30 protein-coding genes are annotated in these 25434 nt (G+C 70.0%); 18 read left to right on the forward strand and 12 right to left on the reverse strand.

All coding sequences use genetic code 11. The features are described 5' to 3' along the window. The first annotated feature begins 23 nt into the window (after nt 1-23). Both ACQEV1_RS03535 and ACQEV1_RS03540 read left to right on the forward strand, forming a co-directional pair. Nucleotides 24-833, forward strand: coding sequence for a hypothetical protein (locus ACQEV1_RS03535; protein WP_433391081.1), 810 nt, complete (start codon nt 24-26; stop codon nt 831-833). Nucleotides 834-1002: 169 nt separating this feature from the next. Further along, entirely contained in the window at nt 1003-1896 is an 894-nt protein-coding gene (locus ACQEV1_RS03540) for an SPFH domain-containing protein (protein ID WP_433391083.1), read from the forward strand. Here ACQEV1_RS03540 and ACQEV1_RS03545 read toward each other — a convergent pair. After that, nucleotides 1871-3109 carry an RNA-guided endonuclease InsQ/TnpB family protein gene (locus ACQEV1_RS03545; RefSeq protein WP_433391086.1) on the reverse strand — a complete coding sequence of 413 codons (1239 nt, stop codon included), beginning with the start codon at nt 3107-3109 and terminating at the stop codon, nt 1871-1873. The two genes, ACQEV1_RS03540 and ACQEV1_RS03545, sit on opposite strands and share 26 nt — an antisense overlap. 170 nt (nt 3110-3279) lie before the next feature. Here ACQEV1_RS03545 and ACQEV1_RS03550 point away from each other — a divergent pair, with 170 nt between their 5' ends. The 3 genes from ACQEV1_RS03550 (at nt 3280) to ACQEV1_RS03560 (ending at nt 5249) form a co-directional block, all read left to right on the forward strand. After that, nucleotides 3280-3534, forward strand: coding sequence for a hypothetical protein (locus tag ACQEV1_RS03550; protein ID WP_285635190.1), 255 nt, complete (start codon nt 3280-3282; stop codon nt 3532-3534). Nucleotides 3535-3598: 64 nt separating this feature from the next. Beyond that, entirely contained in the window at nt 3599-4237 is a 639-nt protein-coding gene (locus tag ACQEV1_RS03555; RefSeq protein ID WP_433391089.1) for a GOLPH3/VPS74 family protein, read from the forward strand. A gap of 121 nt (nt 4238-4358) precedes the next feature. After that, nucleotides 4359-5249 (forward strand): C40 family peptidase, encoded by an 891-nt coding sequence (locus ACQEV1_RS03560; RefSeq protein ID WP_433391092.1) that lies wholly within the window; start codon nt 4359-4361, stop codon nt 5247-5249. Nucleotides 5250-5294: 45 nt separating this feature from the next. Here the strand turns inward: ACQEV1_RS03560 and ACQEV1_RS03565 are convergent, their stop codons facing one another. Further along, the gene (locus tag ACQEV1_RS03565; protein ID WP_433391095.1) at nt 5295-5780 is read right to left on the reverse strand and encodes a GbsR/MarR family transcriptional regulator; all 486 of its coding nucleotides are present in this window, start codon (nt 5778-5780) and stop codon (nt 5295-5297) included. Nucleotides 5781-5863: 83 nt separating this feature from the next. On the opposite strand from ACQEV1_RS03565, the gene ACQEV1_RS03570 reads away from it, so the two are divergent. Further along, the gene (locus ACQEV1_RS03570; RefSeq protein WP_285635202.1) at nt 5864-6763 is read left to right on the forward strand and encodes an ABC transporter ATP-binding protein; all 900 of its coding nucleotides are present in this window, start codon (nt 5864-5866) and stop codon (nt 6761-6763) included. Beyond that, nucleotides 6760-8358, forward strand: a complete 1599-nt coding sequence (locus ACQEV1_RS03575) for an ABC transporter permease (protein WP_285635205.1) — start codon at nt 6760-6762, stop codon at nt 8356-8358. Before ACQEV1_RS03570 ends, ACQEV1_RS03575 begins: the two co-directional genes overlap by 4 nt. 40 nt (nt 8359-8398) lie before the next feature. On the opposite strand, the gene ACQEV1_RS03580 is transcribed toward ACQEV1_RS03575, so the two are convergent. Beyond that, entirely contained in the window at nt 8399-8854 is a 456-nt protein-coding gene (locus ACQEV1_RS03580) for a MarR family winged helix-turn-helix transcriptional regulator (protein ID WP_285635208.1), read from the reverse strand. An 81-nt stretch (nt 8855-8935) separates the two neighbouring features. Between ACQEV1_RS03580 and ACQEV1_RS03585 the strand changes: the two genes are divergently transcribed. Further along, nucleotides 8936-9115 carry a hypothetical protein gene (locus tag ACQEV1_RS03585; RefSeq protein WP_285574641.1) on the forward strand — a complete coding sequence of 60 codons (180 nt, stop codon included), beginning with the start codon at nt 8936-8938 and terminating at the stop codon, nt 9113-9115. Here ACQEV1_RS03585 and ACQEV1_RS03590 read toward each other — a convergent pair. Beyond that, nucleotides 9090-10661 (reverse strand): FAD-dependent oxidoreductase, encoded by a 1572-nt coding sequence (locus ACQEV1_RS03590; protein WP_433391100.1) that lies wholly within the window; start codon nt 10659-10661, stop codon nt 9090-9092. The two genes, ACQEV1_RS03585 and ACQEV1_RS03590, sit on opposite strands and share 26 nt — an antisense overlap. Nucleotides 10662-10734: 73 nt before the next feature. Here ACQEV1_RS03590 and ACQEV1_RS03595 point away from each other — a divergent pair, with 73 nt between their 5' ends. After that, nucleotides 10735-11412: a TetR/AcrR family transcriptional regulator gene (locus tag ACQEV1_RS03595; protein WP_433391103.1), complete on the forward strand. Its 678-nt coding sequence runs from the start codon at nt 10735-10737 to the stop codon at nt 11410-11412. Here the strand turns inward: ACQEV1_RS03595 and ACQEV1_RS03600 are convergent. Continuing rightward, the gene (locus tag ACQEV1_RS03600) at nt 11387-12064 is read right to left on the reverse strand and encodes an FMN-dependent NADH-azoreductase (protein ID WP_433391106.1); all 678 of its coding nucleotides are present in this window, start codon (nt 12062-12064) and stop codon (nt 11387-11389) included. The two genes, ACQEV1_RS03595 and ACQEV1_RS03600, sit on opposite strands and share 26 nt — an antisense overlap. 112 nt (nt 12065-12176) lie before the next feature. Here ACQEV1_RS03600 and ACQEV1_RS03605 point away from each other — a divergent pair, with 112 nt between their 5' ends. The 3 genes from ACQEV1_RS03605 to ACQEV1_RS03615 all read left to right on the forward strand — a co-directional run bounded on the left by ACQEV1_RS03605 (nt 12177) and on the right by ACQEV1_RS03615 (nt 14838). Then, entirely contained in the window at nt 12177-13052 is an 876-nt protein-coding gene (locus ACQEV1_RS03605) for a sigma-70 family RNA polymerase sigma factor (protein WP_433391109.1), read from the forward strand. A 116-nt stretch (nt 13053-13168) separates the two neighbouring features. Next, entirely contained in the window at nt 13169-14401 is a 1233-nt protein-coding gene (locus ACQEV1_RS03610; protein WP_433391112.1) for a PP2C family protein-serine/threonine phosphatase, read from the forward strand. A gap of 35 nt (nt 14402-14436) precedes the next feature. Next, entirely contained in the window at nt 14437-14838 is a 402-nt protein-coding gene (locus tag ACQEV1_RS03615) for a hypothetical protein (protein WP_433391115.1), read from the forward strand. Between the two features lie 43 nt (nt 14839-14881). Here ACQEV1_RS03615 and ACQEV1_RS03620 read toward each other — a convergent pair whose 3' ends face one another. Then, nucleotides 14882-17215: an FHA domain-containing protein gene (locus ACQEV1_RS03620; protein WP_433391118.1), complete on the reverse strand. Its 2334-nt coding sequence runs from the start codon at nt 17213-17215 to the stop codon at nt 14882-14884. Nucleotides 17216-17409: 194 nt separating this feature from the next. Here ACQEV1_RS03620 and ACQEV1_RS03625 point away from each other — a divergent pair, with 194 nt between their 5' ends. Further along, nucleotides 17410-18048 (forward strand): LmeA family phospholipid-binding protein, encoded by a 639-nt coding sequence (locus ACQEV1_RS03625; RefSeq protein ID WP_433391121.1) that lies wholly within the window; start codon nt 17410-17412, stop codon nt 18046-18048. On the opposite strand, the gene ACQEV1_RS03630 is transcribed toward ACQEV1_RS03625, so the two are convergent. Then, nucleotides 18038-18829 (reverse strand): SDR family NAD(P)-dependent oxidoreductase, encoded by a 792-nt coding sequence (locus ACQEV1_RS03630; protein ID WP_433391124.1) that lies wholly within the window; start codon nt 18827-18829, stop codon nt 18038-18040. The two genes, ACQEV1_RS03625 and ACQEV1_RS03630, sit on opposite strands and share 11 nt — an antisense overlap. 111 nt (nt 18830-18940) lie before the next feature. On the opposite strand from ACQEV1_RS03630, the gene ACQEV1_RS03635 reads away from it, so the two are divergent. Further along, nucleotides 18941-19342 (forward strand): winged helix-turn-helix transcriptional regulator, encoded by a 402-nt coding sequence (locus ACQEV1_RS03635; protein WP_285635238.1) that lies wholly within the window; start codon nt 18941-18943, stop codon nt 19340-19342. Here the strand turns inward: ACQEV1_RS03635 and ACQEV1_RS03640 are convergent. Beyond that, nucleotides 19281-19646 carry a helix-turn-helix domain-containing protein gene (locus tag ACQEV1_RS03640; RefSeq protein ID WP_349498049.1) on the reverse strand — a complete coding sequence of 122 codons (366 nt, stop codon included), beginning with the start codon at nt 19644-19646 and terminating at the stop codon, nt 19281-19283. The two genes, ACQEV1_RS03635 and ACQEV1_RS03640, sit on opposite strands and share 62 nt — an antisense overlap. Continuing rightward, the gene (locus tag ACQEV1_RS03645; RefSeq protein ID WP_433391128.1) at nt 19639-20079 is read right to left on the reverse strand and encodes an ATP-binding protein; all 441 of its coding nucleotides are present in this window, start codon (nt 20077-20079) and stop codon (nt 19639-19641) included. Before ACQEV1_RS03645 ends, ACQEV1_RS03640 begins: the two co-directional genes overlap by 8 nt. 138 nt (nt 20080-20217) lie before the next feature. Here ACQEV1_RS03645 and ACQEV1_RS03650 point away from each other — a divergent pair, with 138 nt between their 5' ends. Together ACQEV1_RS03650 and ACQEV1_RS03655 are read left to right on the forward strand one after the other, a co-directional pair. Beyond that, entirely contained in the window at nt 20218-21030 is an 813-nt protein-coding gene (locus tag ACQEV1_RS03650) for a helix-turn-helix domain-containing protein (protein ID WP_433391130.1), read from the forward strand. Continuing rightward, complete coding sequence (locus tag ACQEV1_RS03655; RefSeq protein WP_433391133.1) at nt 21027-21131, forward strand: DUF397 domain-containing protein; 105 nt, start codon at nt 21027-21029, stop codon at nt 21129-21131. The genes ACQEV1_RS03650 and ACQEV1_RS03655 overlap by 4 nt, the downstream gene beginning before the upstream one ends. Here ACQEV1_RS03655 and ACQEV1_RS03660 read toward each other — a convergent pair. The 3 genes from ACQEV1_RS03660 to ACQEV1_RS03670 form a co-directional block, all read right to left on the reverse strand. Next, complete coding sequence (locus ACQEV1_RS03660; protein WP_433391136.1) at nt 21119-21691, reverse strand: YkgJ family cysteine cluster protein; 573 nt, start codon at nt 21689-21691, stop codon at nt 21119-21121. The two genes, ACQEV1_RS03655 and ACQEV1_RS03660, sit on opposite strands and share 13 nt — an antisense overlap. After that, nucleotides 21688-22290: a hypothetical protein gene (locus ACQEV1_RS03665; RefSeq protein ID WP_285635251.1), complete on the reverse strand. Its 603-nt coding sequence runs from the start codon at nt 22288-22290 to the stop codon at nt 21688-21690. The genes ACQEV1_RS03660 and ACQEV1_RS03665 overlap by 4 nt, the downstream gene beginning before the upstream one ends. 176 nt (nt 22291-22466) lie before the next feature. After that, nucleotides 22467-23063 (reverse strand): alpha/beta fold hydrolase, encoded by a 597-nt coding sequence (locus ACQEV1_RS03670; protein WP_433391139.1) that lies wholly within the window; start codon nt 23061-23063, stop codon nt 22467-22469. A gap of 383 nt (nt 23064-23446) precedes the next feature. Here ACQEV1_RS03670 and ACQEV1_RS03675 point away from each other — a divergent pair, with 383 nt between their 5' ends. Together ACQEV1_RS03675 and ACQEV1_RS03680 are read left to right on the forward strand one after the other, a co-directional pair. Continuing rightward, the gene (locus ACQEV1_RS03675) at nt 23447-24280 is read left to right on the forward strand and encodes a lysostaphin resistance A-like protein (RefSeq protein ID WP_433391142.1); all 834 of its coding nucleotides are present in this window, start codon (nt 23447-23449) and stop codon (nt 24278-24280) included. Next, entirely contained in the window at nt 24277-25431 is a 1155-nt protein-coding gene (locus ACQEV1_RS03680; RefSeq protein ID WP_433391145.1) for a sensor histidine kinase, read from the forward strand. The genes ACQEV1_RS03675 and ACQEV1_RS03680 overlap by 4 nt, the downstream gene beginning before the upstream one ends. Nucleotides 25432-25434 lie beyond the last annotated feature (3 nt).

Raw genomic sequence — 25434 nt, forward strand, 5'->3', positions numbered from 1 at the left:
TCGGGCGATGACAGGTGGGACTCGTGAGCGTTGTGGGCAGGGCCGCCATCCAGGAGGCGGAGCGGCTCGGACTGTTCGACGCCGTGAAGTGGTATGCGCGTGAGGCGCCTCGTCCGGCCGCCGCCAAGGCCGAGAACGTTCTCGCCAAGAGCCCCGCGATGGAGGCGCGGGCCCGGCGGATCGTGGACACCGGGCGGCGGATGGTCGGCTCTCTCCGCTGGCAGGGCGGCACCAAGCTGGATGAAGAGGCGGGCTGGCGGCTGAGCGAGAAGACGCTGTGGGGACGTGACAACGACTTCGGCCGCTGGATGCGTGGCACCGGGCCCGAACCCGGACCGTCCGGCACGATGGCCTGCACCGACGCCGTCATGTACATCGCGCATCGCGCCGGTGCCGTCGACGAGGCGACGCTGCGGCGAATACACGAGGAGGCGGCCGACGCGGCGTCGGCCGCCTGGCGCGAGAGAGGCGACTCGTGGCCGGCCGAGTGCGCCTTCTGGAAGGTGATGGACGATCACCTTCTCCGGGGCGAACGCACCCACTTCGAGGTCGACCCGGCCATGGGAATCAGCGGGCCGGACATCCCCGCCGGGCATGTGGTCATGATCAATAACAGCCATGCCATGACCAGCCTCGGCACGCGCGACGCGCAGGGACGGCAGGAGGTTCTCAGCCACTGGGTGCATCCCGAACGGATGCCGCCCGACGACGGGACGGACCAGCCCTTCGGCCGCCTGCAGCAGACGTCGGTGCAAGAGGTCGTGGCGTCGATGAACTACGGCTACGCCCTGCCGATCGACTCGGCGGCTCCTTCCTGGCTGCTGGGCGGCTGACCGGGCGATGACCCGGGCACGTCCTGCGCGGCGTGTTCGGCGAGCAGGCGGACGGCCTCAGCACGGCCAGGGCGCTGATCAGCGACGCGGCGCCGAGCGCCCAGGTGTGGGCGAAAAGTGATATCACTATGCTAGATTCCTGCCTAAGGCTTCAGGGAGGATGAGGGTCATGAGTGTGGAGATGCCGAGGGCGCAGGTCGCCGAGCGTGACGTTCGCGGGCTGTCCGGGTGGCCGGTGCTGGGCGGGGTCATCGTCGCCCTGGTCGTCGGGTTCGTACTGATCGGCACGGGCGCGAACGGGGGTTCGGGCGTGGCCGCCGGGGTCGGGATCGCGATCGTCATCATCGCCGCGCTGGTCCTTCCGGGGCTGACCGCCGTGGCGCCGGGGCAGGCGCGCGTGGTGCAGCTGCTCGGCCGGTACGCCGGCACGGTCCGCACCGACGGGCTGCGGTGGGTGAACCCGCTGACCACCCGGCGGCGGATCTCCACCCGGATCCGCAACCACGAGACCGACGTCGCCAAGGTCAACGACGCGGACGGCAACCCGATCGAGATGGCCGCGGTCGTCGTGTGGCAGGTGGAGGACACGGCGAAGGCGGTCTTCGAGGTGGACGACTTCGTGCAGTTCGTCGCCATCCAGACCGAGACCGCCGTACGGCACATCGCGGGCAGCTACCCGTACGACGCCCACGGCGACGAGCTGCTCTCCCTGCGGGAGAACGCCGACGAGATCACCGGCAAGCTCTCGGAGGAGATCACCGAGCGCGTCGCGTCGGCGGGCGTCCGGGTCATCGAGTCCCGCATCACGCGCCTGTCGTACGCCCCGGAGATCGCGCAGGCGATGCTGCGCCGCCAGCAGGCGGGCGCGGTCGTCTCCGCCCGGCAGCGGATCGTCGACGGCGCCGTCGGCATGGTCGAGTCCGCTCTCACCCGGCTCGCCGACAGTGACGTGGTCGACCTGGACGAGGAGCGGCGGGCCGCCATGGTCAGCAACCTGCTCGTCGTGCTCTGCGGCGACCGTGACGCCCAGCCCGTCGTCAACACCGGCTCCCTCTACCATTGACTACTCCCGCCCTAAGGACGGGAATTCCAACCCTCGCGGGCTGGGGTTCCTGCTTCAGGGGCGACTGCGCCCGAGGAGGCCCCGGGTGTCTGACGTCACCTCCACAGGCCGACACGGCAAGACCTGCCGCCAGGATGTTCTTGGCCGCGTTGATGTCCCTGTCATGCAGGGTGCGACACGATGGGCACCGCCACGCCCGGGTGGAAAGACTCAGCTCGGCGAGCAGATGGCCGCACGCCGAGCAGATCTTGGAGCTGGGGTACCAGCGGTCGATCACGATCAGGCGACGACCATACTTGGCAGTCTTGTACTCCAGTTGACGGCGGAATTCGCCCCAGCCGCAGTCGGAGATCGCTTTGGCGAGCCGCCGGTTACGGACCATGTTCTTGACGTTCAGGTCTTCGATCACGATGACGTCGTGGTCGCGGACCAGGCGGGTGCTGGTCTTGTGCAGGAAGTCCGCGCGGGACGCGGTGACCTTACGGTGTGCGCGGGCCACCTTCGCTCTCGCCCTGGCCCGGTTGTTCGACCCGGGTTGTTTACGGGCCATGCGCCGCTGGTAGCGGGCCAGGTTACGTTCTCGCCTGGCGAGTCTGCGGGCGTTGGCGATCTTGTCTCCGTCAGAGGTAACCGCGAAGTCCTTGACACCCAGGTCCACACCGACCACCGCGTCGGTCGCCGACGCCTGTTCAGGGTCTGCGACTTCGACGGCGAGGGAGACATGCCAACGTCCGCACGGCTCCCGCGAAACCGTCACCGAGGTCGGCTCGATCGAGGCGGGATCGACGTCCGGCCAGGACCACACCAGCTCCAGCGGTGTGTCCATCATCTTGGCCAGATACAGGCGGCCTTCCCGCCAGCGGAACGCCGAGCGGGTGAAGGTCGCCGACTGCTTGCGCTGGCGGGACTTGTACCTCGGATACCGGGCACGCCCGGCGAAGAAGTTGACGAACGCCCTGTGCTGATGCCGCAGCGTCTGTTGGAGCGGCACGCAGGACACCTCGGACAAGAACGCCAGGTCCGGGTCGCGTTTCAACTCGGTCAGATAGCGATCGGTCTCGGCGTAGGAGGTTTTGAGCCCCTCGGCGCGATAGCGGGCCTTCCGCCATGCCAGGACCTTGTTCCATACCAGGCGTGCGCAGCCGAACGTGCGGTTCAACACCGCCGCCTGCTCCGGGGTGGGGTAGGCCCGCACCTTGTAGCTCGTACGCACGTTCGAAGTTTTGCAGTGCCACAAGCTCAGTAACGATGAACGGAAGAACAGGACGGAAAGACGGTTATGAACGCTTTGTGTTCAGGGCTGTCCCGGCTATGCCGGGCCACCTCTTCCATGGTCCAAAACCCTCCCAGCTCCAAAGGACCGGTCCTCCTCCGGACTTGCCAGTGACGGACCGCGAGCCGCGTCCCGACGGCGGCGATGACGCGCGGCCGGCGGGGCGAGGCGAGCGCAAGAAGGTGCTGCTCCGCCTCGATCCCGCCGTCCACGACGCGCTCGCGCGCTGGGCGTCGGACGAGCTGCGCAGCACCAACGCCCAGATCGAGTTCCTGCTCCGGCGCGCCCTCAGCGACGCGGGCCGGATGCCCGGCAACGCCGGCCGGATGCGCCGGCCGGGCCGACCACCGAAGGAGGGCTCATGAGTGAGCGGAGCGAGCGAATCAGAAGGCACGGGGCCCAGGATCACTCTCCGACGAAGGAGGGCTCATGAGGCTTCCAGAGTCACTGCCCGCGCGGATGTATCTGCTGGCCTTCGACACCGACACGAACCGGCTCACCTCGCGTTCGCAGCTCGGGCTGGTGCTGCGGGCCGCCGCCCTCGCCGAGCTGTACCTGACCGAACGGGTGACCGACACCGGCGGCCGGGCCCGGGCCGCCTCGGACGCCCGGCCCACCGGCGATCCCGTGCTCGACGACCTGGCGGACCAGATCGCCGCCCACCGGCCGCGCGCGTGGCATCGCTGGATCGGCCGGCACGAGCGCGCCACGGTCCGCGCCGTACGGGAGCAGCTGGAGGCCGCTAACCACCTGACGATCGAGCACCGGGCGCTCCTGCCCGACCGGGTGGAGCCGCGCGACCGGCACGCGGTCAGGCAGTACGCGGAGACCGTCCGCGGCGCCCTGCGCCAGTCGCCCGCGCGCACCGACCCGCGCACCGCCGCGGTGCTCGCGCTCGCCGCCCGCGGCGAGGTCAGGACGGTGGTGTCCCGGCGGGAACGCCGCGAGTACCGCCGGACGCTGGACGAACTGGCGGTCTACACCGGCCCGGTGGCCGACGCGCTACGCAAGGCGGTCCAGACGAAGCGCACCGTCGCCGCGACCACCGCGACCGCCGCGGGAAGCTGACCCTCGTACGGGCGTGGTGACGCTTCTACCTGCGGAGAGTCCCTTACGGTGACCGGTCGGGGGACCGGGGAGCGGCCCGCCGCTACCCGGTCATCGCACACGACCATTCGGGGGGATCTTCGTGTTCGTACGTCTTGTCATCGTCTCCGCCGGGATCGGCGCCTCAGTGGCGGCGATCGGGCCGTCCGCGTCGGCGGCTCCGACGGCCGCGCCGGCGTGCCGGGTGCTCGCGCCGGGCGCCTCCGCGGTGGCCCAGCGCGCCGTCGCCGCCGCCTGCGGCCAGATCGGGGTCTGGTACTCCTGGGGCGGCGGGCACGGATCCGTGCCCGGCCCGACCTTCGGCCACTACGACGGTCACGACCCCGACAGCAGGCAGGACGGGCAGCGCCGGGGTTTCGACTGCTCCGGCCTGGTGCGCTACGCCTACTACCGGGCGACCGGCGGCGACATCCTGAACGGCGTCGCGAACGACCAGTTCCACACGGGCCACGCGGTCGCGCGGTTCGCGCCGGGCCAGGGGGCCGGGCCGCTGCTGCCGGGCGACCTGATGTTCTGGGGCCGGGGCAACATCCACCACGTCGCGATCTACCTCGGCGCCGGGCAGATGGTGGAGGCCTACGAGTCGGGCACCCACGTCCGTACGGCTCCGGTGCGGCTCGGCGGTGACTACGCCGGCGCCGTACGGATCGCCGGGAACGGGGGAACGCCGCCGCCGCCCGCCGCGGGCCGTCACTGGGTGGAGACGTTCGCGGCGGCGACCGGCTACGCCGGGCCGAACACCGCCGAGCCGCGCGGCGTGCTGAACAAGGGCCGCAACTACGTCTACTGCAAGGTACGGGGCGCGAAGGTCGGGAACGACCGGCAGTTCAACCACTGGTGGCTGCGCACCGACCTGGACCGCGCGTTCCCCGGCAAGAGCGGGCGCGGCGCGTACGTCTCGGCCTACTACCTGGCCCGCTGGGGCAACGACGAGGCCAAGGACGTGAACGGCACCGTCATCCCGGACTGCTGACCCGTCGCGCGGGCCGGTCACGCGCGGGGCCGGCCCGCGGCGAGGTCAGTCCTCGGCGGGCAGCCGTTCGGCCTTGGCCTTCTGCCACCTGTCGATGAGCTCCTCCAGCTCTTCGGTGATGAACTCGAAGAACGCCAGAGAGGTGGCCATCCGCCGGCCGGCCGGAGTGTCGGCGCCGAGGACCTCGATGCCCTCGCGGGCGCTGCTGCTCCAGCGGCGGAGGATCTCGTCGCGGTTGACGATCGCCTCGTACCAGGAGTCGTTCTCGACCACGAAGACGTCACGCCGCGACCCCGGCTCGCGTTCGCGCCGGATCATGTTGAACTGGATCAGGAACCGCACCGCGCCGGACACGGCCGCGGGGCTGACCTGCAGCTGCTCGGCGATCTCGGCGGCCGTGAGCCGGCCGGAGTCGGTGCCGTGCAGCACGGCGAAGACACGTGCGGGCATGCGCTGGAACCCGGCGTCGACCAGGGCGGACGCGAACCGCTCTACGAACTGCCGTACCGCCTCGGGATCCCGCTCTGCCACACCACACTCCCTTAGTAGACGCAACTACTTTATACGGATTCACTGGCTTCACGAATTTGTGAAACTAGTGTACCTTCACGAACATGACAGACGCCATATCCGTATCCGGCCTGGTGAAGAGCTTCGGCCGGACCCGCGCGCTGGACGGGCTGGACCTCACCGTCCAGACGGGCGAGGTGCACGGCTTCCTGGGCCCGAACGGCGCCGGCAAGTCGACCACCATCCGTGTCCTGCTGGGTCTGCTGAAGGCCGACGCCGGCGAGGTGAGCCTGCTCGGCGGTGACCCCTGGCGCGACGTCGCCACACTGCACCGCCGCATCGCGTACGTCCCGGGCGACGTCACCCTGTGGCCGAACCTGTCCGGCGGCGAGGTCATCGATCTGCTCGGGCGGCTGCGCGGCGGGCAGGACGCCAAGCGGAAGGCCGAGCTGCTGAAGCGGTTCGAGCTCGACCCGCGCAAGAAGGGCCGGGCGTACTCCAAGGGGAACCGGCAGAAGGTCGCCCTGATCGCGGCGCTCGCCTCCGACGCCGAGCTGCTCATCCTGGACGAGCCGACCTCCGGGCTGGACCCGCTGATGGAAGAGGTCTTCCAGCGATGCGTGCAGGAGGAGCGCGACAGCGGCCGTACCGTCCTGCTGTCGAGCCACATCCTGTCCGAGGTCGAGGCGCTGTGCGACCGGGTCAGCATCATCCGCAAGGGCCGTACGGTCGAGTCCGGCTCCCTGGCCGACCTGCGCCACCTCACCCGCACCTCGATCTCGGTCGAGCTGGCCAACCCGCCGAACGGCCTGGCCGACCTGCCCGGCGTGCACAACGCGAAGATCGAGGGCCGGCGCGTGAGCCTGGAGGTCGACACCCCCAAGCTGGACGGCGTGCTCGCGCGGCTGACCGAGGCGGGCGTGCGGAGCCTGATCAGCCGGCCGCCGACGCTGGAGGAGCTGTTCCTCCGCCACTACGAGGACGAGACGGCGGCGGCGGAGTGAACGCGCTCGCGGGCACGGGGCTGCTCACCAAGCTGGCCTTCCGCCGCGACCGCGTCGCGGTGCCCTTCTGGATCTACCTCTTCGCCGTCACCGCGATCGGCACGGCCTACAGCAGCCGGGCCGCCTTCGACACCCTGCACAAACGCGTCGACTTCGCCGCGTCGGTGAACAAGAACCCCTCGATGCTGGCGCTGTACGGGCCGGTGCAGGACGCGGCCTCGGTCGGGTCGGTGAGCCTGTGGAAGGTCGGCGGGGTCGCCTCCGCCTTCGTCGGCGTGGTGGCTCTTCTCCTCACTGTGCGCCACACGCGCGGCGACGAGGAGTCCGGCCGTCTCGAACTGGTGAGCGCCGGCGTCGTCGGACGGTACGCCGCGCTCACCGCGGGGCTGATCACCGTGGTGACCACCAATCTGGTGCTCGCGGTGCTCGTGACCATCGGCCTCGTCGCCCTGGGCCTGCCCGCCGCCGGCTCGATCGCCTTCGCGCTCGGCTGGTTCGCGGTCGGCCTGGTGTTCGCCGCCGTCGCGGCCGTCACTGCGCAGCTCACCACGACCTCCCGTACGGCGAGCGGGCTGGCCATCGCTTTCCTGGGCCTCTGCTATCTGATCCGCGCGGGCGGCGACGCGGGCGGCCACGACGGGCCGACCTGGCTACTGTGGCTCTCGCCGTTCGGCTGGGTGTCCCACCTGCGGCCGTACGCGGGAGACGACTGGTGGGTGCTCCTCATCCCGGTGGTGTTCTCCGCCGTCTGCGTCGCAGCGGCGTTCGCGCTCGTCGGCCGACGGGACATCGGCGCCGGGCTGCTGCCCGACCGGCTCGGCCCGGCCGAGGCGGGCGCCGGCCTGGCCGGTCCGCTCGGGCTCGCCTGGCGACTGCAGCGCGGCTCGCTGCTGGCCTGGGCCGCCGGCTTCGTCGTGTACGGCGCGGCGATCGGCGGTGTGACGGCGAACGTCGAGGACATGGTCGGCGGCAAGAGCGGACGCGACGTGCTGGAGAAGCTCGGCGGCGGGCAGGCGATGGTCGACGCCTTCACGAACGTGGCGATGAGCCTCATGGCGCTGTTCGCCTCGGCGTACGCGGTGCAGGCCGTGCTCCGGCTGCGCTCGGAGGAGACCGGTCGGCTCGCCGAGCCCATCCTGGCGACGAAGGTCGGCCGGGCCGGCTGGGCGGCGGGGCACGTGCTGTTCGCGGTCGTCGGGCCCGCGGTCCTGATGGCCCTCGAAGGCGTCATCGTGGGTCTGGTCCACGGGTTGCGCAGCCACGATCTGGGCGGCCAGTTCCCGCGGATCTTCTGGAGCGCGATCGTGCAGCTGCCGGCGGTCTGGGTCCTCGCCGGGATCACGGTGGCGCTGTTCGGTCTCGCGCCGCGGCTCGCCGCGGCGGCGTGGGGCCTGCTCGGGCTGTTCCTGCTGCTGGGCGAGCTCGGCCCGCTGCTGAAGCTCAAGCAGTGGGCGATGGACCTGTCGCCTTACACCCACGTGCCGAAGCTGCCGGGCGCGCCGATGCGGACGATGCCGGTCGTGGGGCTGGTGGTGGTCGCGGGGCTGCTGACCGCGGCCGGGCTGGCCGGCTTCCGGCGGCGCGACCTGAGCTGAGCGCTCCGCCGGCGGGCCGGTCGCGGGTGCGGCCGGCCCGTCAGCGTACGGCGTTCTTCGCGGCGGCGATGAGCCGGGTCAGGGCGCCGTGCAGGTCCTCCAGCTCGGTGATCTCCATGCCGAGCCGCGCCACGATCGTCGGCGGGATCTTCTCCGCCTCCGCGCGCAGCGCGCGGCCCGCGTCGGTCAGCGTGACGGCCAGCACCCGCTCGTCGCCGCTGTCGCGGCCACGCCGGACGTAACCACTGGCCTCCAGGCGCTTGAGCAGCGGAGACAGGGTGCCCGGGTCGAGCTGGAGCAGCCCGCTGAGCTCCTTCACGGACAACGGCGACCGCTCCCAGAGCGCCAGCATCACCAGGTACTGCGGGTGGGTCAGGCCCATCGGCTCCAGCAGCGGCCGGTAGACCGCGATGACGTTGCGCGACGCCACCGCCAGCGCGAAGCACACCTGACGCTCGAGCGCCAGCGGGTCATCGATGTCGCGAACGTCACTCACGGAAGCCTCCGAGTAGGGCGGGATGCTCCCTATGATAGTTGGTGTACAAATCATTAGGGTACAAATTCGCCCGGAGGACTCATGGCCCGCATGTCATTCGAGGAGCGGATCGCGGCGCGGCAGGCGAGTCAGAAGCCGCTCAAGGAGGGCCGCGTCTTCGAACACGGTCCGGCGACGTTCCTGTTCGTGACGCTGCTCGTCTTCGTCTTCGTGATCCACGTGGGCGGCCTCATCGTCATGATGGCGATGGGCATGCACTGAGATCACCCCCGAACCACCGCTGCAAGGCCGCCCGGAGCGCTGCCAGCTCCGTGGCATCGGGTCGGGGTGACGCGGACGCCCAGGCCACGAAGCAGTCCGGTCGAAGGAGCAGGGCGGTGGGCGCGAGGGCCTGCGGGCGTGCGGTGACGATGTCCACCTGGCCGTGCCGCAGGGTGGGCGTCTCCGCCAGCGATGCGTCTTCGGTCAGGTCGAGCAGCAGGGGGCGTGCGGTTCTGGTCAGCTCGGCCAGCCGGACCGGTCCGGTCGGGGTGTGCAGTTCGATGTCCGGGGCGAACCGGCCGGTCAGCGGGTGCGCTCCGGGTTCGCCCATGTCGTAGCGGACGTCGGCGCCTGCCGTGAGTTCCGCGAGGCGCTGCACGGTGCTCCGGTCGCGGAGCAGTTCGGCGAACAACGCGCGCAGTCCGGTGACGTCACTGCCGGGCGCGATCAGGGCCGACTGCGCCTGCGCGTTCATGATCATGCGGTCGGCGGCCGTTCGCCGCTCCGTCTCATAGCTGTTCAGCAGTCCGGGCGGGGCGCTGCCGCGAATCACGGCGGCGAGCTTCCAGCCGAGATTGACCGCGTCCTGCAGACCGAGGTTGAGCCCGGGTCCTCCCCCCGTCGCACCGTACACATGGGCGGCATCACCGACCAGGAACACCCGGCCGGCGGAGAACCGTTCGGCGACTCGGGTGTTGCCGCCGGTGAGCCGGCGCAGCACGTGCGGCCCCTCGCCGTCCGGCGGACCGAGCGGCACGTCGACGCCGAGCACGCGGCGGATGCTCGCCCGCAACTCGTCGAGGCTCATCGGAGTGTCGCTCTCGGATCGGCCCCACTCAGTGGCGCTGATCAACGGAGGGTGGCCGGGCAGCGGCGCGTACGAGAACCCGCCGTGCTCGGTGCGGTGGGGCAGGAACGGTGAAACGGCGCCGTGGCCGGGCACGTGCAGCGCACCGGTCGCGGAGTCGACCCAGTCCGCCGGGACCGTCGCGTGCGCTGAGCGGACGGTCATCCGGTCGTAGGTGATGCCGGGAAACCCGATCCCGGAGAGTTTGCGGGTAGTGCTGTGTGCCCCGTCCGCGCCGATCAGGAACCGGGCGCGCAGTTGGTACGCCCCGCTCGGGCCCGCGACGTCGACGGTCGCCGCGTCGTCGTCCTGCGACAGGCCGACGACCTCGTGGCCCCTCCGGATCTCCACGCCCAGTTCGACGGCGCGCTCCTGGAGGACCTGCACGATGCGTCGTTGCGGGACCGGCAGGGCATGGACGGGGCTGCTCTCCAGCAGGCTCAGGTCCAGGCCCATCGCGCCGAACATGAAGTACCCGGAGTTCGGCTGCGGCGGTTCCGGGCTGCCGCTGAGGCGTTCGTGCAACCCCCGGTGGTCGAGCATTCTCACGACCTGGCCGAGCAGTCCGTTGGCCTTCGGTTCCTCGCTCATCTCCGGCAGTCGCTCCAGCACGACCGGCCGGACTCCCGCCAGGCTCAGCTCGCAGGCCAGCATCAGCCCGTTCGGGCCGCCGCCGACGATGACGACATCTGTGATCATGTGGCCCAGGCTAGGAAGAAAAGTGCGTGCACGCAAGTTTGCGTGTACGCATCAAAGGTGGGAGGCTGGGACGGTGACGACGAGACGGACGGGGTTGCGCGAGCAGAAGAAGCAGGCCACCCGAGAGGCGTTGCGCGCGGCGGCACTCCGGCTGGCTCTCGAGCGTGGACCGGAGAACGTGCGCGTCGACGACATCGCCGAGGCCGCCGGAGTCTCACCGAGGACCTACAACAACTACTTCTCCAGCCGAGAACAGGCGATCGTCGCCGCCGTCACCGGTGAGCGGGAAGCGCGGGTCGCGGAGGCGGTGGCCGACCGGTCCGCCGATGTCGGCCTCGCCGAGGCCGTCATCGAGGCGATCGTGGATCAGTACACCGCCACGGGCGGACCCGGTCGCGACGCGCTGCTCCTGATCACCACCCGCCCCGCGCTGCGCGACACGTTCGTCGACGCCGCGACCGCGGTCGAACATCCCCTCGCCGACGCGATCGCCGAACGCCTCGGCGACACCGACCCGAACACCGCCCGCGTGCTCGCGGCGAGCGTGGCCGCCGCGGTTCGCGTCGCGCTCGAACAGTGGCTGGGGACGACCACCGCGGCCTCCACGGCCGGCTGGCTCGTCGTGCCGTCCGGCTCGCTACCGGACCTGCTCCGGGCCGCGCTCGCACCGCTCACCCCCGCACTCGACGCCGCTGAGAGACGAGCACGTGAGGGGAATGCGCGGATCAGGACCGCGCCACCAGGTCGGTGATCGCCGCCCGCGCCGCCGCCAGCGAGCGTTCCGCCACCGGCTGCAGATGGGCCAGGTCCGGCACGAGGCTCGCCAGGGTCATCTCGGCGTGCACGAACGCCAGATCCTCCTCGGCCACACCGAGGTTGGTGAAGTAGGTCCGCAGGTAGGGCTCCTGGAAGTCGAACCCCTCGCGGGGCGTGCCCGGCCCGTACGCCCCGCCCCGCGCGGTGACCACGACGACTCTCGTGCCGCGCAGCAGGCTCTCCCCGCTGTCCGGGTCGGCGTACGCGCCCGGAAAGGTCACCCGGTCGATCCAGGCCTTGAGCGAGGCCGACACCGAGAAGTTGTACATCGGGCCGCCGACCAGCACGGTGTCCGCCGCCAGCAACTCCTCGATCAGCGGCAGTGTCAGCGCCCATTCGCGTCCCTCCGCCGCGCCCTCCACCAGCGACGGAACCTTGGCGGGGGAGACGTAGCCGTGCCGTTCGACCCGGCGGCCCAGAGCGCAGTAGGCCGGGCTGATCAGCGGGACCGGGTCGGCGGCCAGGTCCCGGTACCGGTACCCGGCCTCGCCGTTCCGCTCCCGCCAGGTCTCGGCGAACAGCGAGCTCAGCCGCCTGCTCACCGAGTCGCCGGAATGACTCGAGTCCAGGTGCAGCAAGCCGGTCATCGAGCTCCCCCATAGGATGGTGCGCGCCGCGCCGCGCCGTTCTCGTAGTGGATCATCAGTCCTCTTCTCTTCGGTCACCGCTATGACGACGCCTGGCGCGGAAAGGTGACCCATGGAGACGGAAGTACGGCTGGCGGAGCGGTTCGACACCGACCGCGGCCATCTGCGGGCGGTCGCGTACCGCATGCTCGGCTCGCTCGACGAGGCCGACGACGCGGTTCAGGAGACCTGGCTGCGAGCCTCCCGCACCGACATCGGCGAGATCGCCAACGTGACGGGCTGGCTGACCACGATCGTCGGCCGGGTCTGCCTCGACATGCTCCGGGTCCGGCGGCGCCGGGACGAGGAGCTCACCGCCGAGCCGGTCGCGTCGTCCGCGCCCGGCGCCGACCCGGAGGACGAGGCGGTGCTGGCCGAGTCCGTCGGGCTCGCCCTCCTCGTCGTGCTCGACACGCTCGGCCCCGCGGAACGCGTCGCGTTCGTCCTCCACGACCTGTTCGCCGTGCCGTTCGCCGACATCGCCGCGATCCTGGAGCGGTCGACGGTCGCGGCCAAGAAACTCGCGAGCCGCGCCCGCCGGCGGATGCACGGCACGCCCGCCGTTCCCGCCGCCGACCTCGTACGGCAGCGGGAGGTCGTGGGCGCCTTCCTCGCCGCCTCGCGCGCCGGTGACCTGGAGGCGCTGCTCGCGGTGCTGGCCCCGGACGTCGTACGGCGGACGGATCGCGTCGCGCCGGGCGGCGAGGGCGAGGTACGGGGAGCGCGGCGGATCGCCGAGGAGACGCTCACCAACACGGCCAGGGCACGCGTCGCCGACCTGGCGCTGGTGGACGGCGAGATCGGCCTCGTCGTCGCCCCGCGTGGGCGGCTGCTGCTCGTCCTGCGGGTCGAGGTCGACGGCGACCGCGTGACCGCCGTGGACGTGATCGCCGACCCGGTACGGCTGCGACGGCTCCGGATCGCCCTCGCTCAGAGTGACCTGCGGTAACAGAGAGACGCCTGTTTCGTCACGCTCCGCAGTCGACTGCGACGGTCCAGTAACGGCGATTCCGGAGGCGCAGGCAGGAGGCAACGGGACGTATGAGCACCACCTACTCTTGTCGGGTGGCAACGTCTTCTGGCATCGGGTCCGCGGCGGAGGATCGACTGCGGCAGATCCAGTCGATCACCGACACCGCACTGTCGCTGATGACGAGTGAAGACCTGCTCAGCGAGCTGTTGGAGCGGCTTCGCGAGATCCTTGACGTCGACACGGCGGTCGTCCTGCTGGTCGACTCATCCCGCACGCGGCTCGTCGCGACCGCGGCGAAGGGGATCGAGGAGGAGGTGCGCCAGCGCGTGGTCGTCCCGGTCGGCCAGGGCTTCGCCGGGCGGGTGGCGGCCGAGCGAAAGCCGGTGCAGCTCCAGACGGTCGACTCCGCGCATGTGGTCAACCCGCTGCTGGTGCAGCGCGGCCTCCACTCGCTGCTCGGTGTGCCCCTCGTGGCCGAAGGCGAACTGGTGGGCGTGCTGCACGTCGGCAAGTTCAACCCCCGGCACTTCACCGACCACGAGATCGCGCTGTTGCAACTCGCCGCCGACCGGGCCGCGCAGGCGGCGCGGTCCCTGACGATGGGCGCGGAGCGTGCCGCGGCCGGTGCGCTCCAGCAAAGCCTGGTACCCACCGCCCTTCCCCACATTCCCGGCGTCGAGATGGCGGCGCGCTACAGCCCGGGCGCGTCCACGGTCGGCGGAGACTGGTACGACGTGTTCACCCTTCCCTCCGGCGAACTGGGCGTGGTGATGGGCGACGTCGCCGGGCACGGGCTGAACGCCGCGGTGGTGATGGGCCGCATGCGCAGCGCCCTCCGGGCGTACGCGCTGGAGACCAGCGATCCGGCGGCGGTCCTGGACAAGCTCGACCGCAAGATGCAGCACTTCGAACCCGGCGCCATCGCCACGGTGGCGTACGCCGTGTGCCATCCGCGGTTGGAGTGGGCGAGGATCGCCTCGGCCGGCCACTGGCCGCCGGTCCTGTCCGTCCCGGACGGCCCCAGCGACACGGTCGATCTGCGGTCCGGTGTCCTCATCGGGATCGATCCCGATCCGCGACGCGACGTGGCCACGGTGGAGATCCCCGCCGGGGCCGTGCTGTGCTTCTACACCGACGGGCTCATCGAGCGGCGGGACGTGCCGATCGACACGAACCTTCGCCGGTTGTGCGAAGCGGTCGTGCCGGGTCCGCCTGAGAGAGTCTGCGCCGAGGTGATGTTGTCCCTCATCGGCCGCGAGATCGTGGCGGACGACGTCGCCCTGCTCACCCTGCGCCGCCGGGATTCGCAGCCTCCGACGACCTGACCATGAGCCGGGGCGGAAGTGGCTAAAGTCCCCCTATGGCAGCAGCTGGAGCGCGCTGGGGGAGACGTCTCGGTCTGTTGGCCCTCGGAGCCGTCGCCGGGATCGCGCTGACCGCGTCGCTCTTCGCCGTGGCGACCTGGCCGCGTTCGACGCTCGTCCACCGCGAGGACCAGCCATCGACGGTGCGCTATCAGGACGGGTACGAACACCACCTGGGTCTCTACCGCGAACGGACACTGCTCCACGGCACGTCGTACCACCTTGTGATCGGCAGCGATCCGAGCCTGTCCTACGGACACATGGTCGACATCACACCCACCTTCGGCGGAACCTTCGCGGTTCGGACGTCCGAGTGGACGGCCGCCGGAGTGCGCGTTCGCTTCACCACCGGTCATGAGCTGTTCGTCCCCGCGTCCGCGTTCATCGGCGGACGGTGAGCGGGTGCGGATCGCCCGGATCCGCCGTTGAGCGGCCCGCCGGTCAGAGCCGGGTACGGCGGCCGGGGCGCAGGCGTTCGAGGCGCCACCAGGCGATGACGAGGAAGGTCAGGCCGAGGCCGGCCAGCACGCCCATGTCCTTGATCCACGCCCCTCGGGTGTGCCGCCACAGCGAGTCGGGCGGGGTGTCGTGCAGCGGCGGCTGTAGGTGGTTCAGGTCGACGGTCGCGGCGGTGGCGGCCATGCCCCAGCGGGAGGGCGCGAGCCAGGCGAGCTGTTCGAGGCCGATCTTGCCGGGCAGCGCGACCAGCGCACCGCACAGGATGACCTGCGCCAGCGACACCAGCACCAGCAGCGGCATGGTCTTCTCCGACGTGCTCACCGCCGCCGAGATGAGCAGGCCCATCGCCATCGACACGATCGCCAGCCCGGCCATCGCGAGGATCAGTTCGAGAAGCGGAGAGGTCACCGCGCCGTGCGCCGGCATCCGGCGGCCCGCCATGCCGATGATGACCAGCAGCACGGACTGGACACCGGTGATCAGCCCGAGGATGAGGATCTTGGACAGCAGGTAGACGCCCGACGACAGGCCCGCCGCGCGTTCGCGCCGGTAGATGGCGCGCTCCTTGACCAGTTCGCGTACGGCGTTGGCGGCGCCGACGAAGACCGCGCCGATGACCAGCGTCAGCAGCAGTGAGGCGGCGTCGGCGTTCTTGCCCGGCGGCCCGGCCAGGCCGTACTGGGCCGGCACCGCGCGGATCAGCGCGCCGACCACGACCGGCAGGATGCCGAGCACCGCGAGGTAGCTGCGTTCGGAGCCGATGACGGCCAGGTAGCGGCGGCACAGCGTGCCGAGCTGGGCCAGGCGGCCCTGCCGGCGTGGCGGCTTGGACGGCGGCGACACGTCGCGCCTCCGCCCGTTCAGCCCGCCGTCGAGACCGGACACGACGTACTGGGCGTACAGCGGCGAGACCTGGAACTCCGTGGCCCAGTCGCGGCCCGGTTCGCGGTCGAACGCCTGGAAGACCTCGGCCCAGCTGTTCTTGCCGAAGAACGTCAGCCCCTCCGACGGCGGCCCGTAGAAGGCCACCCGCCCGCCGGGGACGAGGACGAGCAGCCGGTCGCAGGTGTCGAGGTTGGCGACGCTGTGCGTCACGACGACGATGGTGCGGCCGTCGTGCGCCAGGTCGCGCATCATCTCCATGACGGACTTGTCCAGCCCGGGGTCCAGGCCGGACGTCGGCTCGTCCAGGAACAGCAGCGACGGCTTGGTCAGGAGTTCGAGCGCCACGCTCACGCGCTTGCGCTGGCCGCCGGACAGCCGGTCGACGCGCGTCTGCGCGTGCGGCGTCAGGCCCAGCTCCTCCAGCACCTCATCCACGCGGCGGTCGCGTTCGGCCCCGCTGGTGTCGCCGGGGAACCGCAGCTCCGCGGCGTACCGCAGCGCCCGCCGCGTGGGCAACTGGGTGTGCAGGATGTCCTCCTGCGGAACCAGGCCGATGCGGTGCCGCAGCTCCGGATAGTGCGTGTAGAGGTCGCGGTGGTCGTACTGGACGCTGCCCTCGGTGGCCGGACGCGTGCCGGTCACCGCGCCGAGCAGGGTGGACTTGCCCGCGCCGCTCGGACCGATGACGCCGACGAGGCACCGCTCCGGGATCGGGAAGCTCACGTGGTCGAGCAGGACCTTGCCCTTGGCGGTCCGTACGACGAGGTCCTGGGCGATCAGCGAGACGTCGCCGGTGTCGTCGAATTCCCTTAGTTCATTCCCGACCAGGCGAAAAGTGGCGCGTCCGATACCGACGATGTCAGTATTGTTCAGCACCGCCGAAGTGACGCGTCGCCCATTGACGAAGGTGCCGTTATGGCCGCCCAGATCGACGATCTCGTGCCGGCCGCCGGCGACCTCGCGCAGTTCCGCGTGGTACCGGGAGACGATCAGATCGGGCAGCACGATGTCGTTGTCGGGCGCACGGCCGATCCGCAGCCGCCGGGTCCGTACCTGGATGATCGAGGTCGGCTCACGGTCGACGCCGGTCCGCTGGTCCATCATCGGCGGAACCGAGCAGGCCAACTGGACACCGCTCGTCACGTGGCCCAGCGAGAGGAGGATCTCGCCCTCGATGCCCGCGCGCCGGATCCGGTGGCCGCCAACGAACGTGCCGTTGGTGCTGCCCAGGTCCTCGAAGATCCAGCCGTTGTCATCGGTGCGCAGCACACCGTGCCGCCACGACACCCGGGCATCGTCCACAGTGATGTCGGCGGCCGGATCGCGGCCGACCTGATAGGACCCACCGGGCTGGAGCGTACGGACCGTCCCCGTGGTCCGCACGACGAGCGCCGGGGGAGCCACGGATGAGACGGAGCCCTCGACCGTCATAGCACCGCAGTGTAGAGCAATAACCTCGAACGCCCATCTTTCCCGCGTGGCATATTTTGGCTATTGACGGCAGGCCGTCGGTGAAATTGGGTGAATGACATGCTGGCCCGCAGTGCGAGACCGCGATGAGCACATTCTCGTCGGATTCGACGCGCCCGGACCTCCCCGCGAGACGGAGGAGGCGCCGCTGGCCCGTGGTGTTGGTGATCGTCATTCTGGTGCTGGCCGGGATCGCCGTCGCCGGCGACCGCGTCGCGGCGGCGTACGCCGAGCGCCGGATCGCCTCCGAGGTGCAGAAGGAGGGCTTCGGCGCCCGCCCCGACGTCACGATCTACGGCTTCCCGTTCCTGACCCAGGTGCTGCGCCGCCACTTCCCGCACGCCCGCATGACCGCTCACGACGTACGGGAGGGCCCGCTGACGATCAGCACCATCGACGGCGACGCCCGCGACGTACGGGTGGACTCGAGCTTCCGCTCGGGCACGATCGGCAGCGTGGACGGCACGGCGACGGTGTCGTTCGGCGCACTGACCAAGGCCGCCGGCCAACCCGACCTGTCACTGACCGCCGCGGGCCCCGACACGGTCAAGGCGGACGTGGACCTGGAGGTCGCGACCGCGACCGCGACGGCCCAGGTCACGAAGGTCGGCAACGGCATACGGGTGCACGCGGTGTCGGTGGAGGGCTTCCCGCTGTCGGACCTGGGCGACGACCTCGACTTCACGGTCCCGGTGACGGGCCTGCCGATGGGCCTGAAGTTCAAGAGCCTGAAAGTGTCCTCGAAGGGGATCGCCCTGCGGATCACCGGCTCACACCTGAAGTTCAGCGACTGACCGCGTCATCGCGGAATCGGGCCGGCAGGCCGTCCAGCAACTGGCTCAGCAGAGGGTATCCGCCATCGACGGGGATCACCTGGCCGGTGACCGCGGCGAACGCGCCGTCCACGAGCGCGGCGATCGGGCGAGCCAGGTCCTGCGGCCGCAGCATTGTGCCGGTCACGGACCGGTCGCCGAAGTGGCGCCGGATGCCGTCGGTGAACACCTCAGCGGTGGCATCGGTACCGACCGCGCCCGGGGCGACGGCGTTGACGGTGACGCCGTCCCGTATGGCCTCGCCGGCGACCTGCCGGACGAAAGCGTTCACGGCGGCCTTGGCCGTGGAGTGGGCGGCACTGCCGATGATCAGCTCGGCCGCGGTGGCGGAGACGTAGACGATCCGGCCGGACCGCCGCCGGCGCATGACCGGCAGCACACGCCGGGTCAGGTGGTAGAGCCCGGCCAGCTCGCCGCTCACCTTGGCCTCGAACGCCTCCCACGGGACGTGTTCCAGCGGGCCGAACGGCGGTGCCGCGGTGTTGGCGTTGCCCACCAGCACGTCGATCCGCCCGTGCTCGGCGACCACCCGGTCCACCAGCGCGGTGACCTGAGCCTCGTCGGTCACGTCGGCCGAGATCGCCTGCGCGTCGCCGATCTGCTCGACCACCAGCTCCGCGGACTCGGCGTCGCGCAGATAGTTGACGATCACGTGATAGCCGAGCCGGCCCAACTCGCGCGCGGTCGCGGCCCCGATTCCCCGGCCGGCTCCGCTGACCAGCGCTACCCGCTTGCTGTTCATCTTGCCTCTCCCTGCTCGTCGTACGAAGACGCGGGAGACATTAGGTTCTGGGCTTACCCTTTGTAAGTACGTACCTTTTGGTAAGCCCATGCGACCGCGGTAGGTGAGCAGGTGGACGAGAGCGACGCCCGGTGGATCAGTGACACGTTTCACAGCGCCTGCCCTGGGCGGGAGGTGATGGAACATGTCACCGGACGATGGGTGCCGCTGATCCTCGCCGCCTTGACGCCTGGGCCGATGCGCTTCTTCGAACTGCGCGAGCGCATCGAGGGCATCAGCGAGAAGATGCTCTCCGCGAAGCTCCGGACCCTGGTCCGCGACGGGATGGTCGAGCGCACCGTGGAGCCGACCACCCCGCCACAGGTCAGCTATGAGCTGACCGAGCTGGGCCGGGGCCTGTCCCGCCCGTTCGCCCAACTGGTCCGCTGGATCTCGGCACACACCCCCGAGGTCATGGCGGCTCAGCGGCACTATGACGAGGCCGTGCATGACTTCGCAGCGCCGTCTGCCTGATGAGGATGCGGCGCATCATGCCGTAGCTCACGCCGAACTCGGCGGCCACCCGGCGAATCGGCCAACCTTGGTCGTAGAGCCGGGCCGCGTCTTCGTCGATCCGTCGTTCGGTGGTGTTGTCGGTCCGTAGGGTCAGTACCTCGCCGCGCCGATAGCGGCGATGGCCGCCGGGGGTGTGGACGGCGGGCTTGATGATCCCGTCCCTTGCCCACCGGGCGAGCGTGGTGGTCCGTACGCCCAGCAGCGCCGCCGCCTCACGTGGCGTGAGCAGATCGTCGAAGTGGGGCGCCATGTCCTTACTCATCGGACGCCGTGCGCGGCAGTTCGAACCACACGTATTTGCCCTGGCGGCCGGTCGCGGGGTCGGTGGCGGGCGTCGAGCCCCACTGCGTCGCGATCGCGGCGACCAGCACCAGGCCGCGCCCCGCCTCGGCGTCCAGAGCGGGAAATTCCGGAGGTGCCGGCGGGGGATCGGGGTTGCCGTCGTACACGCCGACGCGGTACGCGAGCGGGCCCCGGGTGATCGTCAAACCGATGGCGGCACCGCCGTTGACCTCGAACAATGCCTCTTCCCGTAGCGCGTTGGTCACCAGCTCGCTCACGAGGATCCGTGCGTCGGGAATGACGTCGGCCCGGCCATGGGCGAGGAAATACGCCGCGACCCACGTACGCGCCTCACCGGGCGCGGTGGCGTCTTTGACGAAGAGAGTCCGGACGCCGTCGTCGCCGAACTCCACGGCCGCAACCGGCCTTTCCGATATGTGTGCGTTCATGGGATCGCCCATCTCCGCTGTGAAGTGGAATTACCGACGAGCGTGACATTCAATGTGTAGCCTGTGTCGTACACAAAAAAATCGTGTACGGGGAGGTGTCGCATGGCGCTCGCCGACGAGCTGGATCCCTTGGGATCACTTCATGACTGGGTGGCCTTCGACCTAAGGAGATATCGCCTCGCGCACGGCATGTCGCAGGCCGATGTGGGCCGCATCCTGAATGTGCGCCGATCCGCTGTACACAACTACGAATCGGGCCTCCGCCCACTGGATATCGAGCACGCCCGAAAATTAGACAGCGCGTGGGACACGTGCGGCCACTTCGAACGCCTGGTCACCCACGCGAACCAGCAACATGATTCGGGCTGGTTCGAGCAGTTTCTGCGCTACGAGCGCCGCGCAAAGATCATCCGCGCCTATGAGGCGCTCGTCGTCACCGGCCTGCTGCAGACGCCCGACTACGCGCGGGCGCTCCTCATCGCGGGTGGCGTGCTTGACGTCGACGCGGCTCTCAACAGGCGCATGGAGCGGCAACTGTTGCTAGAGCGTCGTGATCCTCCAGTGCGGCTGTCCGTCTTACTGGATGAATCAATCCTCAGCCGGCCCGTAGGCGGGAAGGCGGTCATGCGCGAGCAGCTCGCCCACCTTCTGAAGGCAGGCGAGCGACCGAACGTCAGCGTCCGCGTGGTCCCCACCGATACCGGCGAGCACCTTGGACTGGACGGATCGTTCCAGGTCATTGAGACGGCGACCGACACGATCGCGTACCTGGAAGCTCAAGGCGGTGGGCGGCTCGACCGGGGTGAGAAAGATGTCGAACGGATGATGGTCAATTACGATCACATTGGAGACTACGCACTCCCCGTAAGTCAGTCTCGGAGTCTGATCGGAACCGCCATGGAGGCGATGACATGACCAAGTCCGATGGTTGGCGTAAGTCGAGCCGTTCGCAGGGCAATGCCTCTGACTGTGTCGAGATCAAGGTCGTAATGCGTGGCGGCGTTCAGTCTTCTTGAGCTTGCGCCGCCGTTTCGGGGGTGTACCTCAGCAGGAAGTCGTAGAGATCGTAAGGTGTCGCTTCCCGGCCGGAGGCGTCGATGCGCTTGTTCCAGGCTTGGATGATCTCTCGGTGTTCGGCGCGGGCCGCGTTGTCGAGGGTGAGTTCACGTCGGCTGTTGGGGAGGTCCATCGCGAACAGGTTCCAGGAGTCGGGGCCGCAGACGACGTTCTCGCGGACCGTCACCACGCCGCCCCGCAGGCTCATGGGGAAGGTGCTGCACACGAGCGGACGGTGGGCGTACACGCCGCAGCGGGCCTCGCCGGAGGCGATCTCCATGAGGAACACGCAGCCGCTGTCGTCCGCCGATCGTTGCAGGTAGAGCTTTTTCGCGGGTCCGCCCGGCCGGAGGCGGAAGCCCTCCTTGTCGGTGTCCAGCAGCCGGACGAAGTCGCTGGGATGCATGGCGGTGCCCTCGGCGAGTACCCGGACATCCCTGGGGGTTATCCCGACCTGGTACTTGCGGCAGCACCTGGCGGCGCAACCGGCGCATCCGGCGACGTTGGGACCGCTGCTCATGCCGTCACATCCTCGGGCCATCCCGCGCCGGCCTCGCGGGCGCTCTGTGCTTCGAGCAGGTAGCGCTGAAAATCCTTGATGTCGGACTCCTCGTCGGAGTCGGCCGCCAGCGCGTTCCACCGCTCCACGAGTTCGAACCAGTGGTCACGGTCGGCCGTCCAGGTGCTCATGGCCTTGACCACCGCCCCCCGGTCCAGATCCTCCAGCTTCCACTCATGGCAGTCGCAGGTGCGTTCGGGACGTACCGTCGGAACGCCGTCCTTCGGATCGATCGGGAACATCCGGCACGCGACGGGGGCGACGTCTCCGAGGCCGCAGCAGGCGGCGCCGCTGGGCGTACGGATCGAGAAGACGCATCCGTGGGCGGCGTTGGCGAGCTTGAGGGTGACGCGGCGGCGGCCCTTGTCGAGGACGATCCCGGTGGGGTCGCCGACCGTGGCGGGCGCGGTCTGCGTGAATTTCCACGGTTCGAGGGCGAGCGTACGGGAGATCCGGACGATGTCCGCCCCGGTGACGTACCGGGCGCCGCGCGTACAGCGGGTCCTCGCCCGGCAGGACTGCCATTCGGCTCGTGCGCTCGTCGACTGATCCGACAGCAATGCCTCGTTCCCCTCCGCTGTGGTGACGCAGACCAACCCCTTCTTCGGCATACGGAAGGGAACGCCCGGCGGTTCAACCGCTCAGCGCGCGGCTTCGGAGGTGACGCGCTGAATGGTCTTGACGGCGAGGTCGGGCTGGTCGACGTAGATGTAGTGTTCGCTGTTCGTGGCCGTGATCAGCTTGCTGTGGTGGGAGATCGCGAGCCATTCGCGCTGACCCTTGGCCCAGTCTTCCTCCAGGCGGGGTCCGTACTCGGGAAGGCCGCGAGGTACTTCTTCCCATGCTGGATCACCGCTACCGGGATGTCGCCGGCCGAACGGACCTTCCCGTCGGTGATGAGGAGCTTCTCCGGGTTGTCGCCCCGGTCGACCTGGAGGGTCTGCGCGCGCAGTTCGGCCGCCGGGCCGGTGGCGGACTCGGGGATCGCGTTGGTGACGTCGGCGACCGAGGTCGGTGATGTGGCGTCCATCAGGACCACGCCCTTGACCCTGTCCCGGTGGCCGGGGGCGTACCTGGCGGCGATCATCCCGCCCAGCGAGTGCCCGGCCAGCACGACCGGCCGGTGACCGGCGACCCGGTCGATGACCCCGGTGAGGATCTTCCCGCTGCCGGCGAAGGTCTGCGGGCCGTCCGGCTGGTCGCTCGCGCCTTCGCCGAGCCGGTCGTAGGAGCAGACCCGGTTCTTCTCGCTCAGGGTCTTCTGGATGCCGGCCATCTTCTCCAGCCCATCGCCCAGCCCGGGCATCAAGACGATGACGGGCTTGTGTTTCATCGGTTTGCCCGAGCAGGAGACGTTCACCGTCCGGCCGTCGATTTTGGTTACAGATGATTTCGTATGCGCGTCCGAGACGTCTTTGCAGCCGACCAGCCCCGTGCCGGTCACGGCGCAGCACAGTGCCATCACGGCGGATGCCCTGAACGTGGGATTCATATTTTCCTCCAGTGAGAAAGCGATGTGGAGAACGCTATTGATCCGACGGCCCGGAATCGTCACCGCACGGTGGACACCTGGAGGCGCGCTTGTCCCCCGTGCGAGCTACAAGCGACTGTCCACCGCGCGGTGACGATTTCCGGCCGGCGAATCCCTAGCGTTTCCATATCGCCGCGGCGCTCCCAGCCGCGGAATCCGCAAAGAAAAATCGCGAAGGAATCGTCATGCGATTGTTGAAGCAGCTGCTGCCCGTCATGGTGGTCGCTTTCATCGGCGGCCAGCTCGTGGCCACGGTGCAGGACAACGCGCTTTTGTGCCTGGTCCTCGGTACGGCGACGCCCGTGCTCGCGCTGTTCGTGTACGCCAAGGTGGTGCGGTGGTCCGAGCGCCGCCAGCCGGTGGAGGTGGCCGTCAAGGGCGCCACCGCTCGCGTCGGCCTGGGGGTGCTCATCGGCGTCGCGTGGTTCGGCGCCGTCATCGGGAACATCGCCTTCAACGGGGCCTACCGGGTCGACGGGTTCGGGTCGGTGACCGGCCCGGTCGGGTTGTTCGGCTTCATGGCCGCCGCCGCGGTGACCGAGGAGCTGATGTTCCGCGGTGTGCTGTTCCGGATCATCGAGGGACGCACCGGCACCTGGGTGGCGCTGGTGGTGACCAGCGTGCTGTTCGGCGCGTACCACCTGCTCAACCCGGACGCCACTCTGTGGGGTGCGATCGCCATCGCGATCGAGGCCGGCGGCACGCTCGCCGCCGCGTACGCCGCCACCCGCAACCTGTGGGTGCCGATCGGCCTGCACTTCGGCTGGAACTTCGCCGAGGCCGCCATCTTCGGCACCGAGGTCTCCGGCAACGGCCAGACCCACGGGCTGCTGCACAGCGTGACGTCGGGTCCGGCCATGATCACCGGCGGCCAGTTCGGGCCGGAGGCGAGCGGGTCCGCGGTCACCTTCGGCGTGCTACTGACGATCGTGTTCCTGTGGGTGGCCCGCCGGCGCGGCAACCTCGTTCCCCGCCGGCGCGGCGCCCGGGCCGCCACGACCGCTACGGTCGCTCAGTGATCGACTACCGGCGGATCCCGGATCTGTGGCGACGGTCTGACGTCACGGTCCGGGATTTCCCGTTCGCGCTGTTCTTGTTCGCCGCGTCGCTGTTTCCGGCGTTCCACGGCTTCGGGACACAGCTCGGTGGGCTGGCGACCCGCCCCTTCGACGCCCTGACCCTCGCGGCGGTCGCCCTCGAGGGCCTCCCGCTCGCCGTACGCCGCCGGTGGCCGGCCGTTTGCCTGGCCCTGGTGTCGATCGGTTTCGCCCTCGACCAGCTCCGCGGTTACCACGAGGTGGCGGGCACCGCGCTGCCCATCGCGCTGCTGAGCGTGGGCGCCCATCTGGAACGTCGGCGGCGCGTCGTCGCCGTCGCGTTCAGCCTGGGCTACGTGTCGCTGGCGGTCGCGCTCCACCTGTTCGGCGGGACCGAGAAGGTGGACGGATTCGCGCTGTTCTACGTCTCGCTGGTCCTGGTGTGGGGGGTCGGATCCTGGCTGCGCGCGACCCGGGCCGCCGAGGCCGAACAGCGCCTACGCGTGGCCGAGGCGACTCGTACCGCCGAACGAACCCGCATCGCCCGCGAGCTGCACGACGTCGTGACCCACCACGTGACGGCGATGGTCGTGCAGGCCGAGGCGGCACGCTACCTGACCGCCGCGCCCGACCGCCTCGACGCGACCCTGAGCACCATCACCGACACCGGCCGCCGGGCCATCTCCGACCTGCGGCATCTGCTCGACCTGCTCAACCCCGACCACGACACTCCCGTCGACACCCCATCCGTCGGCGACCTTCGCACCCTCGTGGAACAGACCCGCCGGGCCGGGCAGCCCGTGGAGTTCACCGAAGAGGGCGAACGGGCCGAATCGGTCGGCAGCGCCGAGTTCGTGGCCTACCGGGTGGTGCAAGAAGCACTGACCAACGCCCTCAAATACGCCCACGGCAGCCGCACCATGGTCCACCTGTGCTACGGCGAGAAGGAGATCACCGTGCGGGTCGGCACCGACGGCTCCGGCGCACGGACCGCATCTCCTGGCGGAAGCGGGCGAGGCCTCGCCGGGCTCCGTGAGCGGGTCGACGCCCTGGGCGGCGAGTTCAGCGCCGACCGGCAGGCGAACGGCGGCTTCCTCGTACGCGCACGCATCCCCGCAGGGGACCCACGCTGACGC

The sequence above is a fragment of the Actinoallomurus sp. CA-142502 genome (assembly GCF_050936355.1).
Classification (GTDB): Bacteria; Actinomycetota; Actinomycetes; order Streptosporangiales; family Streptosporangiaceae; genus Actinoallomurus; species Actinoallomurus iriomotensis.